Source organism: Pseudoalteromonas sp. G4 (assembly GCF_028875915.1).
In the GTDB taxonomy this organism is placed as follows: domain Bacteria; phylum Pseudomonadota; class Gammaproteobacteria; order Enterobacterales; family Alteromonadaceae; genus Pseudoalteromonas.
Window position 1 is genome coordinate 1 of sequence record NZ_JAPEHW010000031.1, and the last position, 17700, is coordinate 17700.

Sequence of the window (17700 nt, forward strand, 5' to 3'; positions counted from 1 at the left end):
AAAGCCTCAACATTGTGTTGAGGCTTTTTAGCATTTTAGAATTGAGATAAAGTTTGAGTAAGCCTATCTATAAATATCATCTTTTATTGTGATATGGAGCAATATTTGTAACCCTCAGCGTTATGAGTACATAAGTACATAAACACCCAAATCTTTAGTTTACCATTGCAACTAAATACTTGATCTATAAAACAGCAGAGCACTAAAGTAATTTATTAAATAATCGACTACTCAAATTTCGAAGATCTATTAATGGTTAGATTTTTATTGAAAATATTTTATATGATTTGTTTATTGGTCATGAGATGTATTTTTCTAATTTTGCAATCTTTTCAGTGTATCTCTATGTATTCATTATTAGTGCAAAAACAAACTCACAAGAAAATTTCGGCTTGAAATTACAGAGATGTATTTAAAACGATTTCGTGATAATTAATTATGTAGTTTACTTGATAACCAATTGAGAAATAAACACTAAAAACTGCTTGCTGTGATTGTATTAGTTTGTATAATGCAAATTGTTGATAGAGAGATAAGTCTTTTCAAGAATTTGTGCCAGTGTGATGGAATTGGTAGACATAGGGGATTCAAAATCCCCCGCAGCAATGCGTGGCGGTTCGAGTCCGCCCACTGGTACCATTTAATACATCCATAGTATTAATGTAAAGATAACCGACGAAAGTCGGTTTTTTTATGCCTGCAATTTAGCTTGTTTTAACTTTAATTAGCGTGTATTCCTCTCTCTGGGTTAGAATAACGCGTACTTCAGCTTTAAGGTTTTACATCTTCTATGTCAAATATCGAACAACGAACTGGATTTATGCGCCGTTTAGCATCATGGGTTTATGATGCATTAGCTACCATCGCAATCATCATGTTAGCGCAAATTATCTTTTTAGGGTTAATTGAGTTATTGCTGTCTTTAGGAATCGTTAATAAAACAGATGATGCTGATATCTCTCATTTTGTAACGACTCAGCCATGGAATTTTATTAATCAATTTTATTTAGTGTGTGTGGCGTGTTTTTTCTATGTGTATTTCTGGTGTAAAGGCGGTCAAACCATCGGAATGCGTGCTTGGCGGCTAAAAGTAAGAAATCTTGATGGTTCTCCAATTAGTAAAGGACAAGCACTTATTAGAGCGGTTACGGCGCTTTTAGGGGCAGGCAACCTTTTGGTTATCTTCGATTTTAAGAATAAGCGAGCATTACAAGATTACCTCGCAAAAACAGAGGTAATTACCTTGTCAAAAGAAGAGAACAAAAAGGTATATCGAGAACTCGATTAACCCTATCTTAAAAAGTAAAAAGGCGCTATTGGCGCCTTTTTAGTAGAAATGTTGCAATCGCAATAAAGATAACGCTTGGCATTATGGCACCAATAGAGGGGTGTAACTCATATACCAATACAAATGGGCCAAATATACGATCTGTTAAGTGGAAAACAATACCTGTTACCACACCCATTACAATGCGAGCGCCCATGGTTACGCTTCGTAGTGGGCCAAATATAAACGATAAGGCAACTAATAACATTACAGCGATAGTAAGAGGTTGAACTACCTTTCGCCAAAACGCGAGATCGTAAGTGCTAGTATCTTGATCGTTTTCTTTTAAATATGAAAGGTATGAATATAAACCAGTAAATGAGAGCGTTTCTGGTTTTACTGAAACCACGCCTAGTTTTTCAGGTGTTAATTTTGATTGATAGAAAAACTCTTTGCTGACTGAGGTATTTGTATTGTTTGCAGTAATATCAAGATTCTGAACCTTGTATAGCTGCCAACCATCTTTTTCAGGAACGGCTTTTTCGGCACGTTTTATCGATTGTAATTCAAGGCGCTCGTTGAACTGGTACATAGTTAATCCATCAAGACGACCTGATTCATCAACATTATTAATATTAATAAAAGTATTGCCGTCTTTTGCCCAAACACCTTGTTGGGCGTTGAAAATACTACCACCTGAGATTTCCATTGTTCGTAGTTGCTTTGCAGTCTTTTGCGCTTCAGGAACAACCCACTCGGCGATAGCCATCATCACTAGCGCAAGTAACAGTGCTGTTTTCATTACCGAGCGAATAATTTGAAAGCGTGAAAGTCCAGCTGCTTGCATAACCACAAGCTCGCTGTTTGAAGCAAGCGCACCAAGCCCAAGTAGACCACCAATTAACGCAGCCATAGGAAAGAAGACAACTATATCGTAAGGCATGCTGTATAAGGTGTAGAGCACAGCATCAACAATATCATATGTGCCTCGGCCAACAGATTTGAGTTGTTCAATAAATTTAATTAACGTACCAATGCCTACCAAAACTAACAGTGTAAACCCCGTTGTTTGTAAAAGGCTGCGGCCTAAATAACCATCTAAAATTTTCATGCTGTAGCCTCCTTCTTGCTAAACCAAGCTCTAATTGTAGAGCCAAGAGGCCTGTCTCTGAGAATTAAGAATGTACCAATAAATAAAGCACTTAAATGTATCCACCATAAACCAATTGAGGTAGGTACTTTACCATCTTGTACTAAAAAGGTACCTGCGTTTAATAAAACAAAGTAACCAAGATACAGTGAAATTGCGGGTACTAGCTTAGCAAACTTTCCCTGACGCGGATTAACCACTGATAAAGGCACTGCTATTAGGGTAAGTAACGGAATTGATAAAGGCACTGCTAAGCGCCATTGGAATTGAGCAATCGACTCTTTGGTGCCTTGCTCTAATAATTGCATTGATGACAAAGCTTCTAATTTGCGGCGTTTTTGTTCAATAGCCTGATCTTGAATTTGTACTTCATAATTAGTGAATTCAGTTAATTGTAACTGTTTTGAACCAGCTGGATTTTCGTACCGTTTACCATCGTTTAATATTAGTTTTTGTTCACCGGTGTTGTTATCTTCTAATACTTTACCTCTTTCGGCATAAACTACTTCTGAGGTACGCATTTCTCCGTCTTTATCAATCTGCGCATAAAAAACGCGGTCGAGTTCTGTTCCACCTTGATTAATATCATGAATAAATACAACGGCTTTTTCGTTATCAGTTTGTTGAAAACGACCAGAGCGAAGCGCTGCGAGGCCTGCATCGGCTTCTATTTTCTCTTTTAATTGGTATTCGTGTTCATTTGCCCATGGTGCAAGTTTAAGTGTAAGGAAACCGGCTAAAATAGCTAATAGTGTGGACGATACTAGAGTTAGGCGCACCACGTACCATTCACTCACGCCGCACGCTTTTAAAACTGTCATTTCGCTGTCAGCATAAATGCGGCTATACGCCAAAATAATGCCTAAGAAAATACTTAACGGTAAAATTAAAGATGCAAGTTGTGGCAGCTTTAATAACACCATTTGCAACACCAATTGTCCAGGAATAGAGCCTTCTGCTGCATCAGCTAAAATAGAGACAAATTTTTGACTGACGAAAATCGTCATCAGGGTAAGGAATACCGCGAGCTGAGATTTAAATACTTCTGTCGATAAATAGCGAAAGATTAACACCGCGACCCCTACAAAACTTGTCTTTTTACTGGAATAGTCTGAAATTTTAAGTAAACTTTGTATTTTTACAACTTAAATATATGCCATTAGGACTTAAATTTAAAAATTAAGTTTGTTTTGGTTTAATTTATAGTCAAAATCACTCAGGAGTCGCTATGGAATTTAGCGTTAAAAGTGGCAGCCCAGAAAAACAACGCAGTGCATGTATTGTTGTGGGTGTTTATGAACCTCGCCGTTTATCACCAATTGGCGAGCAACTCGATCGTATTAGCGATGGTTATATTTCTAATTTGCTACGCCGCGGCGATTTAGAAGGTAAGCCTGGGCAAATGTTGCTATTACACCATGTACCAAACGTGTTAAGTGAGCGCGTGCTATTAGTTGGTTGTGGTAAAGAACGTGAGCTTGATGATAAGCAATATAAGCAAATTATTTCAAAAACCATTAGTACGTTAAATGATACTGGTTCTATGGAAGCGGTATGCTTCTTAACAGAACTACATGTAAAAGGTCGCGATACGTATTGGAAAGTACGTCAAGCAGTAGAAACTACGCAAGACAGCCTATATGTGTTCGATCAGCTAAAAAGCAAGAAAAGCGAAGCACGCAGACCGCTTCGTAAAATCGTATTTAACGTACCAACACGTCGTGAATTAACGATTGGTGAGACGGCAATTGAGCATGGTTTAGCTATTTCACATGGCCAAAAGCTGTGTAAAGACGTTGCAAATATGCCACCTAATATCTGTAATCCAGCGTATCTTGGTGAGCAAGCGCAAGCACTTGAAGCAAACTTTGACAACGTTAAAGTAAATTTAGTTGGCGAGAAAGAAATGGAAGAGCTTGGTATGCATTCATACCTTGCAGTAGGCCGTGGTAGTGCGAATGAATCGATTATGTCGGTTATTCACTATACTGGTGCGGCTGAAGAAAAAGCGCCAATTGTACTGGTTGGTAAAGGTCTTACTTTTGACTCAGGTGGTATTTCAATCAAGCCAGGCGAAGGCATGGATGAAATGAAATACGATATGGGTGGCGCCGCAGGTGTACTAGGTACGATGCGTGCGATTGTTGAAATGCAGCTGCCAATTAACGTAATTGCGGTACTTGCTGGTTGTGAAAACATGCCAAGCAGCAATGCATACCGCCCAGGTGATATTTTAACAACCATGTCTGGTCAAACAGTTGAAGTATTAAATACAGATGCTGAAGGTCGCTTGGTATTATGTGATGCATTAACTTATGTTGAAGCCTTCGATCCTGATACAGTAATTGACGTAGCTACCTTAACAGGCGCGTGTATTATTGCACTTGGTCACCATACTTCAGGTCTACTTGCTAACCACAACCCACTGGCGCATGACTTATTAAAAGCGTCAGAGCTTAGTGGAGACAGAGCATGGCAGTTACCGTTATGGGATGAATATCAAGAGCAACTTGAAAGCCCATTTGCAGATTTCACTAACTTAGGTGGACGCGCAGCGGGTACAATTACTGCAGCGTGTTTCTTATCTCGCTTTACTAAAAAGTATCACTGGGCACACTTAGATGTGGCGGGTACTGCATGGCGTAGTGGTAAGAACAAAGGGGCAACAGGTCGCCCAGTTGCAATGTTAACTCAGTATCTATTAAACCGTGCTGATGTTAATATGGAGCAAGATGCCTAAAGTGATTCTAGAGGCAGTTTAATGAACGCAGTATTTTACGTTCTAAAACAACTAAATGAGCCGGTAAATTCCATTCCGGCTCATTTTGATCTAGCAGCAAGGCTGGCTGCAGATTGTTACCGACACGGAAAAAAAGTATTTATTTATGTAGATAATCAAGAAGATGCCCATTTAATTGATGAGCATTTGTGGCAATTCGAAGTTGATAGCTTCGTGCCACACAATCTACAAGGCGAGGGACCACAAGCAGGTTCACCTGTTGAAATTGGCGAGTCAGCGCCGGTGGCAAATCGCAAAGTGATAATTAATTTGGCTAAAACAGTGCCAGATTTTATTCGTCGCTTTTCAGAGGTATATGACTTTGTACCTTCTGATGAACAATTAAAAGGTGTAGCGCGTGAACGCTACAAAGTAATGCGTCAATTAGGGGCGCATTTGTCGACACAAGAGATAGAGATTTAGTATTAAGGTTCTGTGCAATGGATAAAACCTATAATCCACAAGATATTGAACAGTCGTTATATCAAGGCTGGGAAGAGAAAGGCTACTTTAAACCGTCAGGTAAAGGTGACGCGTATTCAATTATGATCCCACCGCCAAATGTCACAGGTAGCTTGCACATGGGCCACGCCTTCCAAGATACCATCATGGATACGCTGACACGTTTTAAGCGTATGCAAGGCAATAACACCCTTTGGCAGGTTGGTACTGACCACGCAGGTATCGCAACGCAAATGGTTGTAGAGCGTAAACTTGCAGCTGAAGAAGGTAAAACACGTCATGAGCTTGGCCGTGATAATTTCATTGACCGTATTTGGCAGTGGAAAAATGAATCTGGCGGCACGATTACCAAGCAGTTACGTCGACTAGGTGCGTCGGTAGATTGGGACCGCGAACGCTTTACAATGGATGAAGGTCTTTCTGAAGCAGTTAAAGAAGTATTCGTTCGTCTTCATAAAGAAGATTTAATTTACCGTGGTAAGCGTCTTGTAAACTGGGATCCGAAATTACACACTGCAATTTCAGATTTAGAAGTTGAAAACAAAGACAAACAAGGCCATATGTGGAACCTGCGTTATCCGCTGGCTGATGGCCTAACAACGCAAGATGGTAAAGACTACATTGTTGTTGCAACAACACGTCCTGAGACCATGCTGGGTGATACAGGTGTTGCAGTAAACCCAAATGACGAGCGCTATCAAGACTTGATTGGTAAAGAAGTAATTCTGCCAATTGTAAATCGTCGTATTCCAATCGTTGCTGATGAACATGCCGATATGGAAAAAGGCACTGGCTGCGTAAAAATTACCCCAGCGCATGATTTCAACGATAACGAGGTAGGTAAACGTCACCAGTTACCTATGATCAATATCTTTAACAAAGATGCTGCGGTATTGACTGCGGGTGAAGGTTATACATTTGATGGCAAGCCGCAAGAAATCGACGCACCAATTCCAGAGCGTTTCCATGGTCTTGATCGTTTTGATGCGCGTAAAGCGATTGTATCTGAATTTGAACAGCTTGGTTTACTAGAGAAAATCGAAGATCACAGCCTAACAGTACCGTACGGCGACCGTTCAGGTGTGGTTATTGAGCCACTTCTTACAGACCAATGGTATGTGCGTGTTGCACCACTGGCAGAGCCTGCTAAGCAAGCAGTTGCAAATGGTGATATTAAATTTGTACCAGCGCAATATGAAAACATGTACAACGCATGGATGAACGACATTCAAGATTGGTGTATTTCGCGTCAGCTTTGGTGGGGACACCGTATTCCAGCATGGTACGATGCTGAGGGTAACGTATATGTTGGTCGCAGCGAAGAAGAAGTACGTAGCGAGAATAACATCGCTGCAGATGTTGCACTTACACAAGATGAAGACGTACTTGATACTTGGTTCTCATCGGCTCTTTGGACCTTCTCAACGCAAGGTTGGCCTGCACAAACTGAAGATTTAAAAGTATTCCACCCATCAGATGTGCTGGTAACGGGTTTTGATATTATCTTCTTCTGGGTTGCACGTATGATCATGATGACCATGCACTTCATCAAAGATGAAGACGGCAAACCACAAGTGCCATTTAAAACGGTTTACGTAACCGGCCTTATTCGCGATGAAAATGGCGATAAGATGTCTAAGTCAAAAGGTAACGTACTTGACCCAATCGATATGATTGACGGTATTGATCTTGAGACCTTAGTTGAAAAACGTACGGGTAATATGATGCAGCCACAGCTGGCAGCAAAAATTGAGAAAAACACTCGTAAGACATTCGAAAATGGTATTGAAGCACACGGTACAGATGCACTGCGTTTTACACTTGCTGCAATGGCATCAACAGGGCGTGATATCAACTGGGATATGAACCGTCTTGAAGGTTACCGTAACTTCTGTAACAAGCTGTGGAATGCGAGCCGTTACGTTTTAATGCACACAGAAGAAAAAGACTGTGGCTTTAATGGTGGCGAAATGGAGCATTCACTTGCAGATCGTTGGATCTTAGGCCAATTCCAAAACACGGTTAAAACATTTACTGATCATATAGATAATTACCGTTTTGATTTAGCAGCAAGCACTATTTACGAGTTCACTTGGAACCAATTCTGTGACTGGTATCTTGAGCTTACTAAGCCAGTATTGTTTAAAGGCAATGAAGCGGAGCAACGTGGTACACGTAATACGCTAGTTACCGTGCTTGAAGGCTTACTGCGCTTAATGCACCCATTAACGCCATATATTACTGAAACAATCTGGCAGCGTGTTGCACCACTTGCAAACATTAACGCCGATACCATTATGCTGCAATCTTTCCCTGAGTTTGATGCAAGCAAAGTGGACGAGTCAGCAATGGCTGATCTTGAATGGGTTAAGCAGTTTATCGTTGCGATTCGTAACATCCGTGGTGAAATGGACATTAGTCCTAACAAGCCGCTTGATGTACTGCTTAAAAACGCAAGTGACGAAGATAAGCGTCGCCTAGCAGAAAACGCAAAGTTCCTAGCATCATTAGCTAAATTAGAGTCTACGACTGTATTAGCTGACACTGACGAAGCGCCAGCATCTGCAACCGCGTTAGTGGGTGGTCTTGAAGTACTTATTCCTATGGCAGGTCTTATCGATGTTGAAGCTGAGCTTGCGCGTATTAGTAAACAGCTTGAAAAAGCAGAAAAAGGCTTAGAGCAAGTTGAGCGTAAGTTAGCAAACGAAAAGTTTGTTAACAATGCACCTGAAGCAGTACTTGCCAAAGAGCAAGAAAAGCTTGCTGAATACAGTGAAGCAAAAGCGAAACTGCTTGAGCAAAAAGAAAAAATTGAAAGTCTTTAAGGCTTTTGTTAAAAAACCGCGATAAATTCGCGGTTTTTTTTGCAAGGACGAAAATGAATAGCCTAGGTATTTTTTATATTAATTTAGCGCGTAGCCAAGATAGGCGCGGTGCTATGGAAGCCGAATTAAACAAATATAACTGTACTTATACCCGTATTGAAGCTGCAGACGGTAAACAGCCAGAGATGCTTAAAAATTCAGGATACTGTGCAAAGCTTAATAAAAAGTATTACCACAAGGTACTTTCCAGCGGCGAAATTGGTTGTGTAGAAAGTCATAAACGAGCACTCAGCGCGTTTTTACAATCTGATTTTCAATGCGCGCTGATTTTAGAAGATGATGCACGCGCAAACTATGATCTTTTTAAGGAATTAACCTCACTGGCACAAACCTCGAATGACTGGGATGTTATTAAACTGTACTTAGGGAAAAAGAAAAAGCGCTTGAGAAACTCAGTTAAAATTTCAGAAAATTTGAAAATTGGAATACCAACAAAAGTTCCCACTTCGGCATTAGCTCAGTTGGTTTCTCGGGAAGGGGCAGAGAAATTATTGCGAGCTTATAAGAATTTTGGTGAGCCAGCAGATGTTTTGTTAAAGTCGTGGTGGCGCTACAATTTACGCATTCTTGCTGTGGAAAATGCTGTTTTTGACACTGCAGATGTTGAAAGTGAGATTGATGCTCAGAGTCATAGGAAAGTGGGCAAAAAGAATCGGCTCAAACGCCTGTGGCAAAAATTGAAGTATGAAGTGTTTAATCAAATCAATAAGCAATCCGACAACTTACTAAGTTCACTAGCAAAAGTGTCGGTTAAATAAATACCCAAAATTTTTACGCTTGTTTACTTTATTTAGCGCAAAAAATTGACTCGCAAAGTCATTTTAAGAGATAGTGATATTGTAACAATTTCATAAGAAATGCTAATAAAAAGGAAACGCACAATGCGCATTAAAGCGATCGCAGCTGCACTTGCAGTAAGCTTTGCAGGCTCGGCTTTTGCCGACGAGGGTATGTGGCAACCACACCAATTACCTGAACTAGAAGATGTTCTTAAAGCAAAAGGTTTAGCAATCGACGTTAAGTCAATTTCAAAGCTTACCGAATTTCCAATGAATGCCGTTATCAGCCTTGGTGGCTGTACAGCATCATTTATATCGCCAAAAGGTTTAGTTGTTACTAACCACCACTGTGCTTATGGTTCTATCCAGTACAACTCAACAACTGATAACAACATTCTAGAAAATGGCTTTTTAGCAAAGAAACCATCTGAAGATTTACCAGCAGCACCAGGTTCACGTGTTTATGTAACTGAAAAAGTGACCGATGTAACAACTAAAGTTAAAAAGGGTACTGAGAGTCTTGCTGGCAAAGCGCGCTACGAAGCAATTGATGCTAACCGTAAAGCACTTGTAGCTGAGTGTGAAGAAGATAAAGGTTACCGCTGTAATGTATACACCTTCCACGGTGGTTTAGAGTACTATCTAATTAAATCGCTTGAAATTAAAGACGTACGTTTAGCTTACACGCCAGCAATGGGTGTAGGTAAGTACGGCGGCGATATCGATAACTGGATGTGGCCGCGCCATACCGGTGATTTTGCATTCTACCGCGCATATGTTGGTAAAGATGGTAAACCTGCAGAATTCTCAAAAGATAACGTTCCATTTGAATCTAACTCATTTTTAAGCGTGAGCGCTAAAGGTGTGCAAGAAGGTGATTTTGTGATGGTAACTGGCTACCCAGGCCGTACTAACCGTTACCGTGTATCTCCAGAGGTAGATTATGTTTTCAATACCGCATACCCACTTTCTCGCAAGCATAACTCTAAATACGTTGAGCTGATCGAAGAAAACGCACCTGAAGGTTCGCAAGAGCGTATCGCATACGAAAGCACGATCGCAGGTTACAACAACTACATCAAGAACTATGGCTCGATGATTGAGAGCTTCAAAAAAGGCTCGATGTATACGCGTAAGCAACAATTTGAACAAGATCTACAAACTTGGATAAACAGTGACAGCGACCGCAAAGCAAAATACGGCAAGGTATTAGCTGATTTAGAAGCGCTTGTTGCAGAGTCACAAAAGCATAATCAGCGAGATCGTATGCTTGGTTATGTACACCGTTCACAAATGATTTCAACAGCGCGTATGTTGTATCGTTTAGCGGTTGAAAAGCAAAAGCCAGACGCAGAGCGCGAAAGTGGTTATCAAGAGCGTGATTTGCCACGTATTGAAGCGCGTCTTAAGAGCATGAGCCGTCGTTATGCAGAGCCAGTTGATAAAGCAATTCTACTTCACTTCTTAGAGCTATACGCTGCACTTCCAGCAAATGAGCGTTTAGTTGAAGTTGATAACGCGTTAGAGCTATCTAATGGTTTTGATAAAACTAAACATGCAGCAATGCTAGATGACATGTACGTAAACTCTAAACTTGCTGATGAAAAAGCGCGTTTATGGATGCTCGACTTAGATCTTGCACAGCTTGATCAAAGCAATGACCCATTTGTTAAATACGCCAAAGCGATTTTCAGTGTAATGAAGTCAATTGAAGATCAAGACAAAGAGCTAACAGGTAAAATGCAGGCTGCTCGCCCAGCGTTAATGGAAGCGATTATTGCGTACAATAAATCACTTAATAAGCCTGTGTATGCAGATGCAAACAGTACATTACGTGTTACTTACGGTACAGTGGGTGGCTACTCACCGCAAGATGGTCTTGTTGCAACGCCGTTTACTTCACTTGAAGGCCTGCTTGCGAAAAATACTGATGTTGAGCCATTTAACTCTCCGAAAAAGCAAAATGACTTAATCAAGCAAAAGCAATACGTTGATTACACAGGTGGTATGAACACCGTACCTGTTAACTTCTTATCAAATGTTGATACAACCGGTGGTAACTCTGGTTCACCAACACTTAACGGTAACGCAGAGCTGGTTGGTTTACTGTTTGACGGTGTTTACGAAAGTATCATTGGTGACTGGGATTACGATGAAAACTTAAATCGTTCAATCCACGTAGATTCACGTTATATGCTTTGGGTAATGGACAAAGTTGATAATGCGCAAAATCTACTAAACGAAATGAAGATTGTGCGATAAGTACAATATGCTTAAAAAAGGAGGCTTATGCCTCCTTTTTTTTTGAAAATTTCACCGTTTATTGGCTAGTGTCTGATTATCAGCAGGACTTCTAACGATAAATCTATGTTAAAGTGAATGTTATGTCAGATTAGTTTGCGCTATTAAAAAACTCTTCCGCATCTTCTTTAATATCTTGGTAATCTTCATCATCAAGATCCAATACAGCCAACACTTTTTCTTTCATATACGGCCAATCAGGTGAAGCAACAAAACGGCGGTTAACATGCACAATATTTTCCGCCATTTTCAATGTGGCAAAAGTTAGTTGATCCTGACCGAAGTCAATATTTTCTAAAAAACTCACGTCGTGATGACGTAAAATGATTTGGCAAATATTCTTAGGCAAATTCCAACTGGTCGCTAAAAAATAACCAACAACCGCATGATTTGTCCGGTAGTTTGCCTCTTCACGTTCTATTAAAGAAGTGTGGTAGTCACGATTTGACTCAGCAAGTACCTTAACGTAATCCCCGTAATTCATTGCCATCGCAGGAATGCCTGCATCATGAAACAAGCCAACCATATGTAGGTTTTCAGTCGGTACCTTAGATTTAAGCTTTTTACCTATTAGGGTTGAAATGGCAGCGATTTCACTTGCGGTATCCCAAAAGCGTTCAAGTTTGATACAGCATTTAGTTTGATCAAATGCTTTTTCTAATAGAAAACCAGTTACCAAATTAGTGATGCCCTCTAAGCCAAGAAACATAACAGCTTGTTTTATATCAGTGATTGTTCTAGCAAGGCCATAAAAAGGAGAGTTAATCACTTTTAAAACCATCGCTGCAATAGCAACATCTGCTGCAACAATAGACGCAATAGTATTTAGCTCAGGAGAGTCACTACTTAATTCATTCTGAAGTGACTGCAATAATTCTGGTTTAGGGGGAATGGTAAATCCAGACTCTAGATCAGTAAGAACCTTACTATCAATTTCGATCATGTTAAGCACCCTGTATTCTTTAAGTAACCATTATACTGAGTCTTTATTTCTTAAGTTAGATTTAAATCAAAGGTTTTTGGTTTAATGAACGTCTGTATTAAATCATCATACCTGTGGCACAATAAAATCAGAAACTTCAATTTTGGGCATTACTTTGCGTTATCTACTTTTTTTAACTCTAATCTTTCCCGCGCTTTGTCGGGCGCAATGGCATTTTGAAGAGCAAGCTATTATGGGCACTTCAGTCAAAGTAACGTTTTGGCATAACGATGAAGTGCAAGCGAAGAAAATAGCGTCAGCATTTTTTGCTGAAATGGAACGTATTAATCAATTGATGAGCCCTTATATTGAATCAAGTGAGCTCTATTCAATTAATAAAAACGCAGGAATTAAAGAGGTATCGATTGGTGAAGAACTTTACCAGTTAATCGAGCTATCAATTGAAATCGGCAATCAAACAAACGGTGCATTTGATATTACGTTTGCCAGTGTGGGATTTTTGTATAACTACCGAGAGCGCATTAACCCAAATCAAGAATCTTTACTAAACAATCAAGCGCTGATTGATTACAGGCAAATAAAGCTTAACCCACAAAAACAATCTGTATTGTTAACACAAGAGGGTATGAAAATAGATTTAGGCGGTATTGCAAAAGGCTATGCTGTTGATAATGCTGTTGCCTTGTTACAAACCTTAGGTGTCACTTCAGCTTTAGTGAGTGCTGGTGGTGATACCAAAGCGCTGGGAAAACATGGGCAGAGGCCATGGTTACTCGCCATTCAAGACCCGCGCAAAAAAGGCAAGCACGCCATTCAATTACCAATGGAAGATGAGGCCATATCCACCTCCGGTGATTACGAGCGTTATTTTATTAAAGAGGGTATTCGTCATCATCATATTATTGATCCTAAAACGGGACGCTCAGCATCAGAGGTGCAAAGTGTTTCCATTATTGGCGCAAAAAGCGTGATGACAGATGCGCTTTCGACCAGTGTGTTTGTGCTTGGAGTGAAAGAGGGGCTAGCATTGATAAATCAAATGCCAGCCTATGAAGCACTGATTATTGATAAAGACAGAAAGCTACATTTCTCGAACGGCTTATTAGCAAACTAACCATCGTTTATGCTGCTAAACAATGGGCTCAAATGCGATTAAACTGTCCATTAATCTTGCATTGCCTAAACCATGCATGGGGAACAAGTTTGCAAAACTGCCTTGCTCACCATGCAGTGCCATATAATTTAGAATAACAGTCTCAACCAGTAGGTTAACATTATTTGCTGCAGGGCCTGAGGCTGTCTCCACTGACGCATCACGGCGCATGTAACCAATTTGTTGGCGTTTTGCTTGTTGATCTGGTGTTGCACCTAATAACTGTGGTGTGCCTTGAGGGTTATATACCAAAAAGAATGATGCTGAAGTTGAGGAGTTATCACCTGTCCACACCCCTTTACCGCGGCCAAATTCTGAGTCATCAATCATGCCGTTACTGGCAACCGAGCCATCACTGTAAACATACATCATCAATGGTACACCAAGCCTTGCGGCGTACTCTAAACAAGCTCCCATACAGCGACCCGCGCGCAAGTCGCGAATTTCACCTGTTGCTCTGTCACCCGTATGGTAATCATAACCGCCCATAGTGATGGTGCCTGCGCCCGCATAGCCATTTAAAACTAACTTCATAATTGAAGCTGTTTTTCTAAACTCGCTGTCTTGTTCTAATTCTTGTTCACTAAAAATGGCATTATCACCAGTGATCAGCGGATCAGTGAGTGGGTTTAGGTTATTTGGATTGCCAAAGCGGTCGGTAATATCAGCGGTTTTCACATAGCCACAGCGCACCAAGTCCTTTAAAACATCGTCACGACTTATTTGGGTGCTAACATTATTGAGCTTCATATCGCTGATACGTTGAATGGACTCCATCACTGCTACTGCATCGCTTTGGTCGAGCAGACCAACTAAGTCGCCAGTATCAACAAGGCCAATAACATCACTTGGCCTATCAATTTTGGTAGGGCGTTTTGCAACATCAAATAAGCTGTTTGGCGACATTGAATTGGCACCAGAGTCTGAGTTACGAGAGCCAATCAGGCTGAGTAACGAGCCATCAGCCCCAACACGGTTAATGCCAAACATTGGGTTGTGCGGGTTAGTACCAGTATCATTCTCAGAGCGGGCAGGAATAACAGCCCCGTTAATATTTGCACGATTTGTAACTGACACTTTTTCTAATATACCGCGTAAAAATTGGCTATCAGAATGAAATGCAAGCCCAAGTTCACTATTTACAAAGTCGCTTAACCCCGTTTGCGCATTGGCAATAGGGGGGATCATATCACCGGGCAACCCCAGCTTGCTGTAACCTTCGGTTGATAAGAAATCCATCTGACCATTGGGCCCTCCAACGAGTACATTTGAACCTGCGATATTTGCGCCGCCAGCCAAATCAAAACAAATAAAGGGGATTTTGCCAGCGCCTGAAGTGGCAATTCCGCAGCTTTGTTTTAATGCTTCTAAGTCGCTTGATAACGTGCTTTGCGCTTGAAGCGGGCTTGAGAATAAACTAAACAGCGAACCACTAAAAAAAGTGCCTAAACCTGCGGCAAAGCCTTGTGCGATAAAATCACGCCTGCTAATTGGTTTACTGTGATCTTGATGCAGTAATGGCGTATCTGGATTAAGAATATGTTTTTGCTTTTTCATAAGAGATCCATTACTTGATAATTGTGGCAGCACTACCAACGATGGCAGCACAACTGGCTTTGGCAATAATCTGCGTACGCTCGGCATCGCAAGATTGCGGGCAACGATTTAAACGGTCAATCAGATTGCTGAGCTCTTGCTGTAGTGCAACATAATTAGGCGCAGACGCGAGTTCTTGGCCGAGTAGATAGTGACTAAGTTCGCTGATAAATTGTGCTTTGCTATTTGTTTCAAAAGCGATGTTTGGTGCTTGATTAACATCGAATGCGCTAAATGCCTTTGCACGCAAATCACTATTATCAATAAATGCGCTGCAATATTTAATTGCCAATTGTGATATTGCCATCTGATTTGCGGCAACAAAGCTATCGATAGCGTTAACTGTTGGCAGTTGTTGCTTTAATTGCTCAAAGGTAGTTTTTACATCCGCTTGTGAAGTGGCAACACCTGTCATTTGTGCCATTGAATAATTAATTTCTGAGAAGGCTTTTATGCCGATATCACTGGTTGGTTCAGCTGGAAACTCAATAGGAAAAGCAGGCACTTCGGCTGGTACGCGCACAAATTGATGTTCACCTAAACGATCAAACGTTAAAAAGAATTCATCATTATTTGGCCCTTGCTCTAACGGAATTAAGCTGCCTAAACGTGAAAGGGCTTGTCCTGTTTGATTAGAGTAGTTATCACCTAACACCGTTTTAATATTGGCAAAGCTTTGACCTAGGGGACTTTCTTTACCATTAATACCAATACGAATGCCTTCAAGCGAAATATTTTCTGGCGATACCGTATTATCTAATGAGAGGAAAAACGGCTCTTTAAAGAGGTAGCTGAAACTATCAAATTGACTGACTTCGGCAACAATATAGCTGCGTGGTAAATCAATAAGTTCACCAATAGAGAATAATAAAAAACGCCCACATCATAATTTTGCACAATTTGTTGCGCTGAAAGTGCACGGTTATGAATTGCCAACATGCGAATTTGGCCATGCCATTTAAAATTACTGCTGGTTTCACTGCCTAGAATAAGTGCAAAACTGGCGTCCCAATTGGATAAAACACCCAAACTTTCACTTTGTTGTGCTGCTAGATTACCATTTACAAAAATGCGTTTACCGTTAACTGGGTCAAACGTTAACACCACATGTTGCAATGTCGCTTGCAGTATTTCTTCATCATTTGGCGTTGAAAGCATCGGTTCGCCATTACTGCTGGTGGTGCTATCGCGCAGTAAAAAGTCATAATTATAAAGTGTTTGACCAAGCGTCATGTTGCGTCTGTCATCACCGCCAGAGTAACTAATAATGCGTGCGGGTCCTTCTTGTGTAACATTATCGGGCACAAGCCATGCTTCAATACTAAATTCGCCTGATGCGGTAAGCATTTTATGCAGTTTTGTACTTGAACTGGTTGCAGCTTGTGCTCGTCCGCCCGCAAGGCGAATGCCCCAGCCACCTACCCAAGAAACATCGCCAGATAGTGTTAAATTGGCTGCGGGTTCAATGCCACTGGTATCATAGGCTGTAAAGCCTTGGCCTGATTTAAACTCCCATTTAGCAATAACATGTTGTTCAAAGCGATTGCCATTATTAGCCACAATACCTTCGGTTAATTTAAGTGCTTTGCTGATAACTAACGCTTCATCAACTTGATTAGTGGCAATGGCATCTGCCATTTGGCTAATGGCTGTTTGCATTTGGTTTGCATCGTTTTCGCAATTCGACCAACAATTATGGAATTCATTGCCAAGTCTTAAAACAAAACGCGAAAGTGCAGGTTGGTTTAAATCTATTTTAGCTTTTGCAACTTGATAAGCCGCATCAACATTTGCTTCGGCAAAGTAGGGCGCCACAGGAAAAGCAGCGCTGCTACTGTGACAGCTTGCGCAATTCGTTTGTAAAATAGGATGGACATAGCTTGCAAATAATGCGCTTGATTCCGGAAAGCTTTTACTGCTGCCTGGGTCTTTTAAAATTGGGTCATCAAAGTCAATGGTCGTTGCTGTGCTGTCTGTGTCAGCCCATTCACTTATCCAAGTTGTAAGAATATCAGCACATACACTGTCGCTTTGTTGCCAGCAGTTATGGCCGCCAGCAACTTTAGTCACTAAGAGCGAATCTTTCGGGGATGTTAAATTAATAAACCCGTTGATTGCACCATAAGCTAAGTTAATGTCATCTCGCCTAGCAAATTGTGGTGATTGACCTTGCTCATTGTGGCAGGCACCACATTTATCATCGCCAACAATATTATCCCAAACGGCGATTTTAAATTTTTGTACATCAGCAGATTCAGCAGCAGGGCCGCTGTAAACAAATTCACCACTATTGTCATTGGGTGGTTTGGGTTGCTCGCTAACTTCGGCATCAGAACCACAGCCAGCAAGCAGCAATAACAGCAAAAGTGATAAAGTAATGCGCAT

13 protein-coding genes and 1 tRNA gene are annotated in these 17700 nt (G+C 40.8%); 8 read left to right on the forward strand and 6 right to left on the reverse strand.

Features of this window, described 5'->3' with window-relative positions:
- Positions 1-554: 554 nt before the first annotated feature.
- Positions 555-639: transfer RNA gene (locus tag ON073_RS10615), tRNA-Leu, on the forward strand.
- A 151-nt stretch (positions 640-790) separates the two neighbouring features.
- Positions 791-1288, forward strand: a complete 498-nt coding sequence (locus ON073_RS10620; protein ID WP_274761864.1) for an RDD family protein — start codon at positions 791-793, stop codon at positions 1286-1288.
- A gap of 25 nt (positions 1289-1313) precedes the next feature.
- Here ON073_RS10620 and lptG read toward each other — a convergent pair whose 3' ends face one another.
- Both lptG and lptF read right to left on the reverse strand, forming a co-directional pair.
- A complete protein-coding gene (gene lptG, locus ON073_RS10625; protein WP_274761865.1) occupies positions 1314-2378 on the reverse strand; it encodes an LPS export ABC transporter permease LptG in 1065 nt (354 codons plus the stop codon).
- Positions 2375-3490, reverse strand: a complete 1116-nt coding sequence (gene lptF, locus ON073_RS10630) for an LPS export ABC transporter permease LptF (protein WP_274761866.1) — start codon at positions 3488-3490, stop codon at positions 2375-2377. The genes lptG and lptF overlap by 4 nt, the downstream gene beginning before the upstream one ends.
- A 155-nt stretch (positions 3491-3645) precedes the next feature.
- Here lptF and pepA point away from each other — a divergent pair, with 155 nt between their 5' ends.
- From pepA to ON073_RS10655, 5 genes are all read left to right on the forward strand, one after another.
- A complete protein-coding gene (pepA, locus tag ON073_RS10635; RefSeq protein WP_274761867.1) occupies positions 3646-5157 on the forward strand; it encodes a leucyl aminopeptidase in 1512 nt (503 codons plus the stop codon).
- A 21-nt stretch (positions 5158-5178) separates the two neighbouring features.
- Positions 5179-5619: a DNA polymerase III subunit chi gene (locus ON073_RS10640; RefSeq protein ID WP_274761868.1), complete on the forward strand. Its 441-nt coding sequence runs from the start codon at positions 5179-5181 to the stop codon at positions 5617-5619.
- Between the two features lie 17 nt (positions 5620-5636).
- Positions 5637-8483 (forward strand): valine--tRNA ligase, encoded by a 2847-nt coding sequence (locus tag ON073_RS10645; protein ID WP_274761869.1) that lies wholly within the window; start codon positions 5637-5639, stop codon positions 8481-8483.
- 53 nt (positions 8484-8536) lie between these two features.
- Complete coding sequence (locus ON073_RS10650) at positions 8537-9301, forward strand: glycosyltransferase family 25 protein (protein ID WP_274761870.1); 765 nt, start codon at positions 8537-8539, stop codon at positions 9299-9301.
- Between the two features lie 123 nt (positions 9302-9424).
- Positions 9425-11584 (forward strand): S46 family peptidase, encoded by a 2160-nt coding sequence (locus ON073_RS10655; protein ID WP_274761871.1) that lies wholly within the window; start codon positions 9425-9427, stop codon positions 11582-11584.
- 130 nt (positions 11585-11714) lie between these two features.
- Here the strand turns inward: ON073_RS10655 and ON073_RS10660 are convergent, their stop codons facing one another.
- A complete protein-coding gene (locus tag ON073_RS10660) occupies positions 11715-12566 on the reverse strand; it encodes an HDOD domain-containing protein (protein WP_274761872.1) in 852 nt (283 codons plus the stop codon).
- A gap of 232 nt (positions 12567-12798) precedes the next feature.
- On the opposite strand from ON073_RS10660, the gene ON073_RS10665 reads away from it, so the two are divergent.
- Entirely contained in the window at positions 12799-13680 is an 882-nt protein-coding gene (locus ON073_RS10665) for an FAD:protein FMN transferase (protein WP_274761873.1), read from the forward strand.
- A 15-nt stretch (positions 13681-13695) separates the two neighbouring features.
- Here the strand turns inward: ON073_RS10665 and ON073_RS10670 are convergent, their stop codons facing one another.
- From ON073_RS10670 to ON073_RS10680, 3 genes are all read right to left on the reverse strand, one after another.
- On the reverse strand, positions 13696-15276 hold the full coding sequence (locus tag ON073_RS10670; RefSeq protein WP_274761874.1) for a general secretion pathway protein GspF: 1581 nt from the start codon (positions 15274-15276) through the stop codon (positions 13696-13698).
- Positions 15277-15286: 10 nt separating this feature from the next.
- Entirely contained in the window at positions 15287-15970 is a 684-nt protein-coding gene (locus ON073_RS10675; RefSeq protein WP_274761875.1) for a hypothetical protein, read from the reverse strand.
- A gap of 101 nt (positions 15971-16071) precedes the next feature.
- On the reverse strand, positions 16072-17700 hold the full coding sequence (locus ON073_RS10680; protein ID WP_274761876.1) for a LamG domain-containing protein: 1629 nt from the start codon (positions 17698-17700) through the stop codon (positions 16072-16074).

What these genes read in the sequence shown, in the direction of transcription:
- ON073_RS10620 (WP_274761864.1), top strand. Translation starts at nt 791, where the DNA reads ATGTCAAATATCGAACAACGAACTGGATTTATGCGCCGTTTAGCATCA.
- lptG (WP_274761865.1), bottom strand. Translation starts at nt 2,378, where the DNA reads ATGAAAATTTTAGATGGTTATTTAGGCCGCAGCCTTTTACAAACAACG.
- pepA (WP_274761867.1), top strand. Translation starts at nt 3,646, where the DNA reads ATGGAATTTAGCGTTAAAAGTGGCAGCCCAGAAAAACAACGCAGTGCA.
- ON073_RS10640 (WP_274761868.1), top strand. Translation starts at nt 5,179, where the DNA reads ATGAACGCAGTATTTTACGTTCTAAAACAACTAAATGAGCCGGTAAAT.
- ON073_RS10645 (WP_274761869.1), top strand. Translation starts at nt 5,637, where the DNA reads ATGGATAAAACCTATAATCCACAAGATATTGAACAGTCGTTATATCAA.
- ON073_RS10650 (WP_274761870.1), top strand. Translation starts at nt 8,537, where the DNA reads ATGAATAGCCTAGGTATTTTTTATATTAATTTAGCGCGTAGCCAAGAT.
- ON073_RS10655 (WP_274761871.1), top strand. Translation starts at nt 9,425, where the DNA reads ATGCGCATTAAAGCGATCGCAGCTGCACTTGCAGTAAGCTTTGCAGGC.
- ON073_RS10660 (WP_274761872.1), bottom strand. Translation starts at nt 12,566, where the DNA reads ATGATCGAAATTGATAGTAAGGTTCTTACTGATCTAGAGTCTGGATTT.
- ON073_RS10665 (WP_274761873.1), top strand. Translation starts at nt 12,799, where the DNA reads ATGGGCACTTCAGTCAAAGTAACGTTTTGGCATAACGATGAAGTGCAA.
- ON073_RS10670 (WP_274761874.1), bottom strand. Translation starts at nt 15,276, where the DNA reads ATGAAAAAGCAAAAACATATTCTTAATCCAGATACGCCATTACTGCAT.
- ON073_RS10680 (WP_274761876.1), bottom strand. Translation starts at nt 17,700, where the DNA reads ATGCGCATTACTTTATCACTTTTGCTGTTATTGCTGCTTGCTGGCTGT.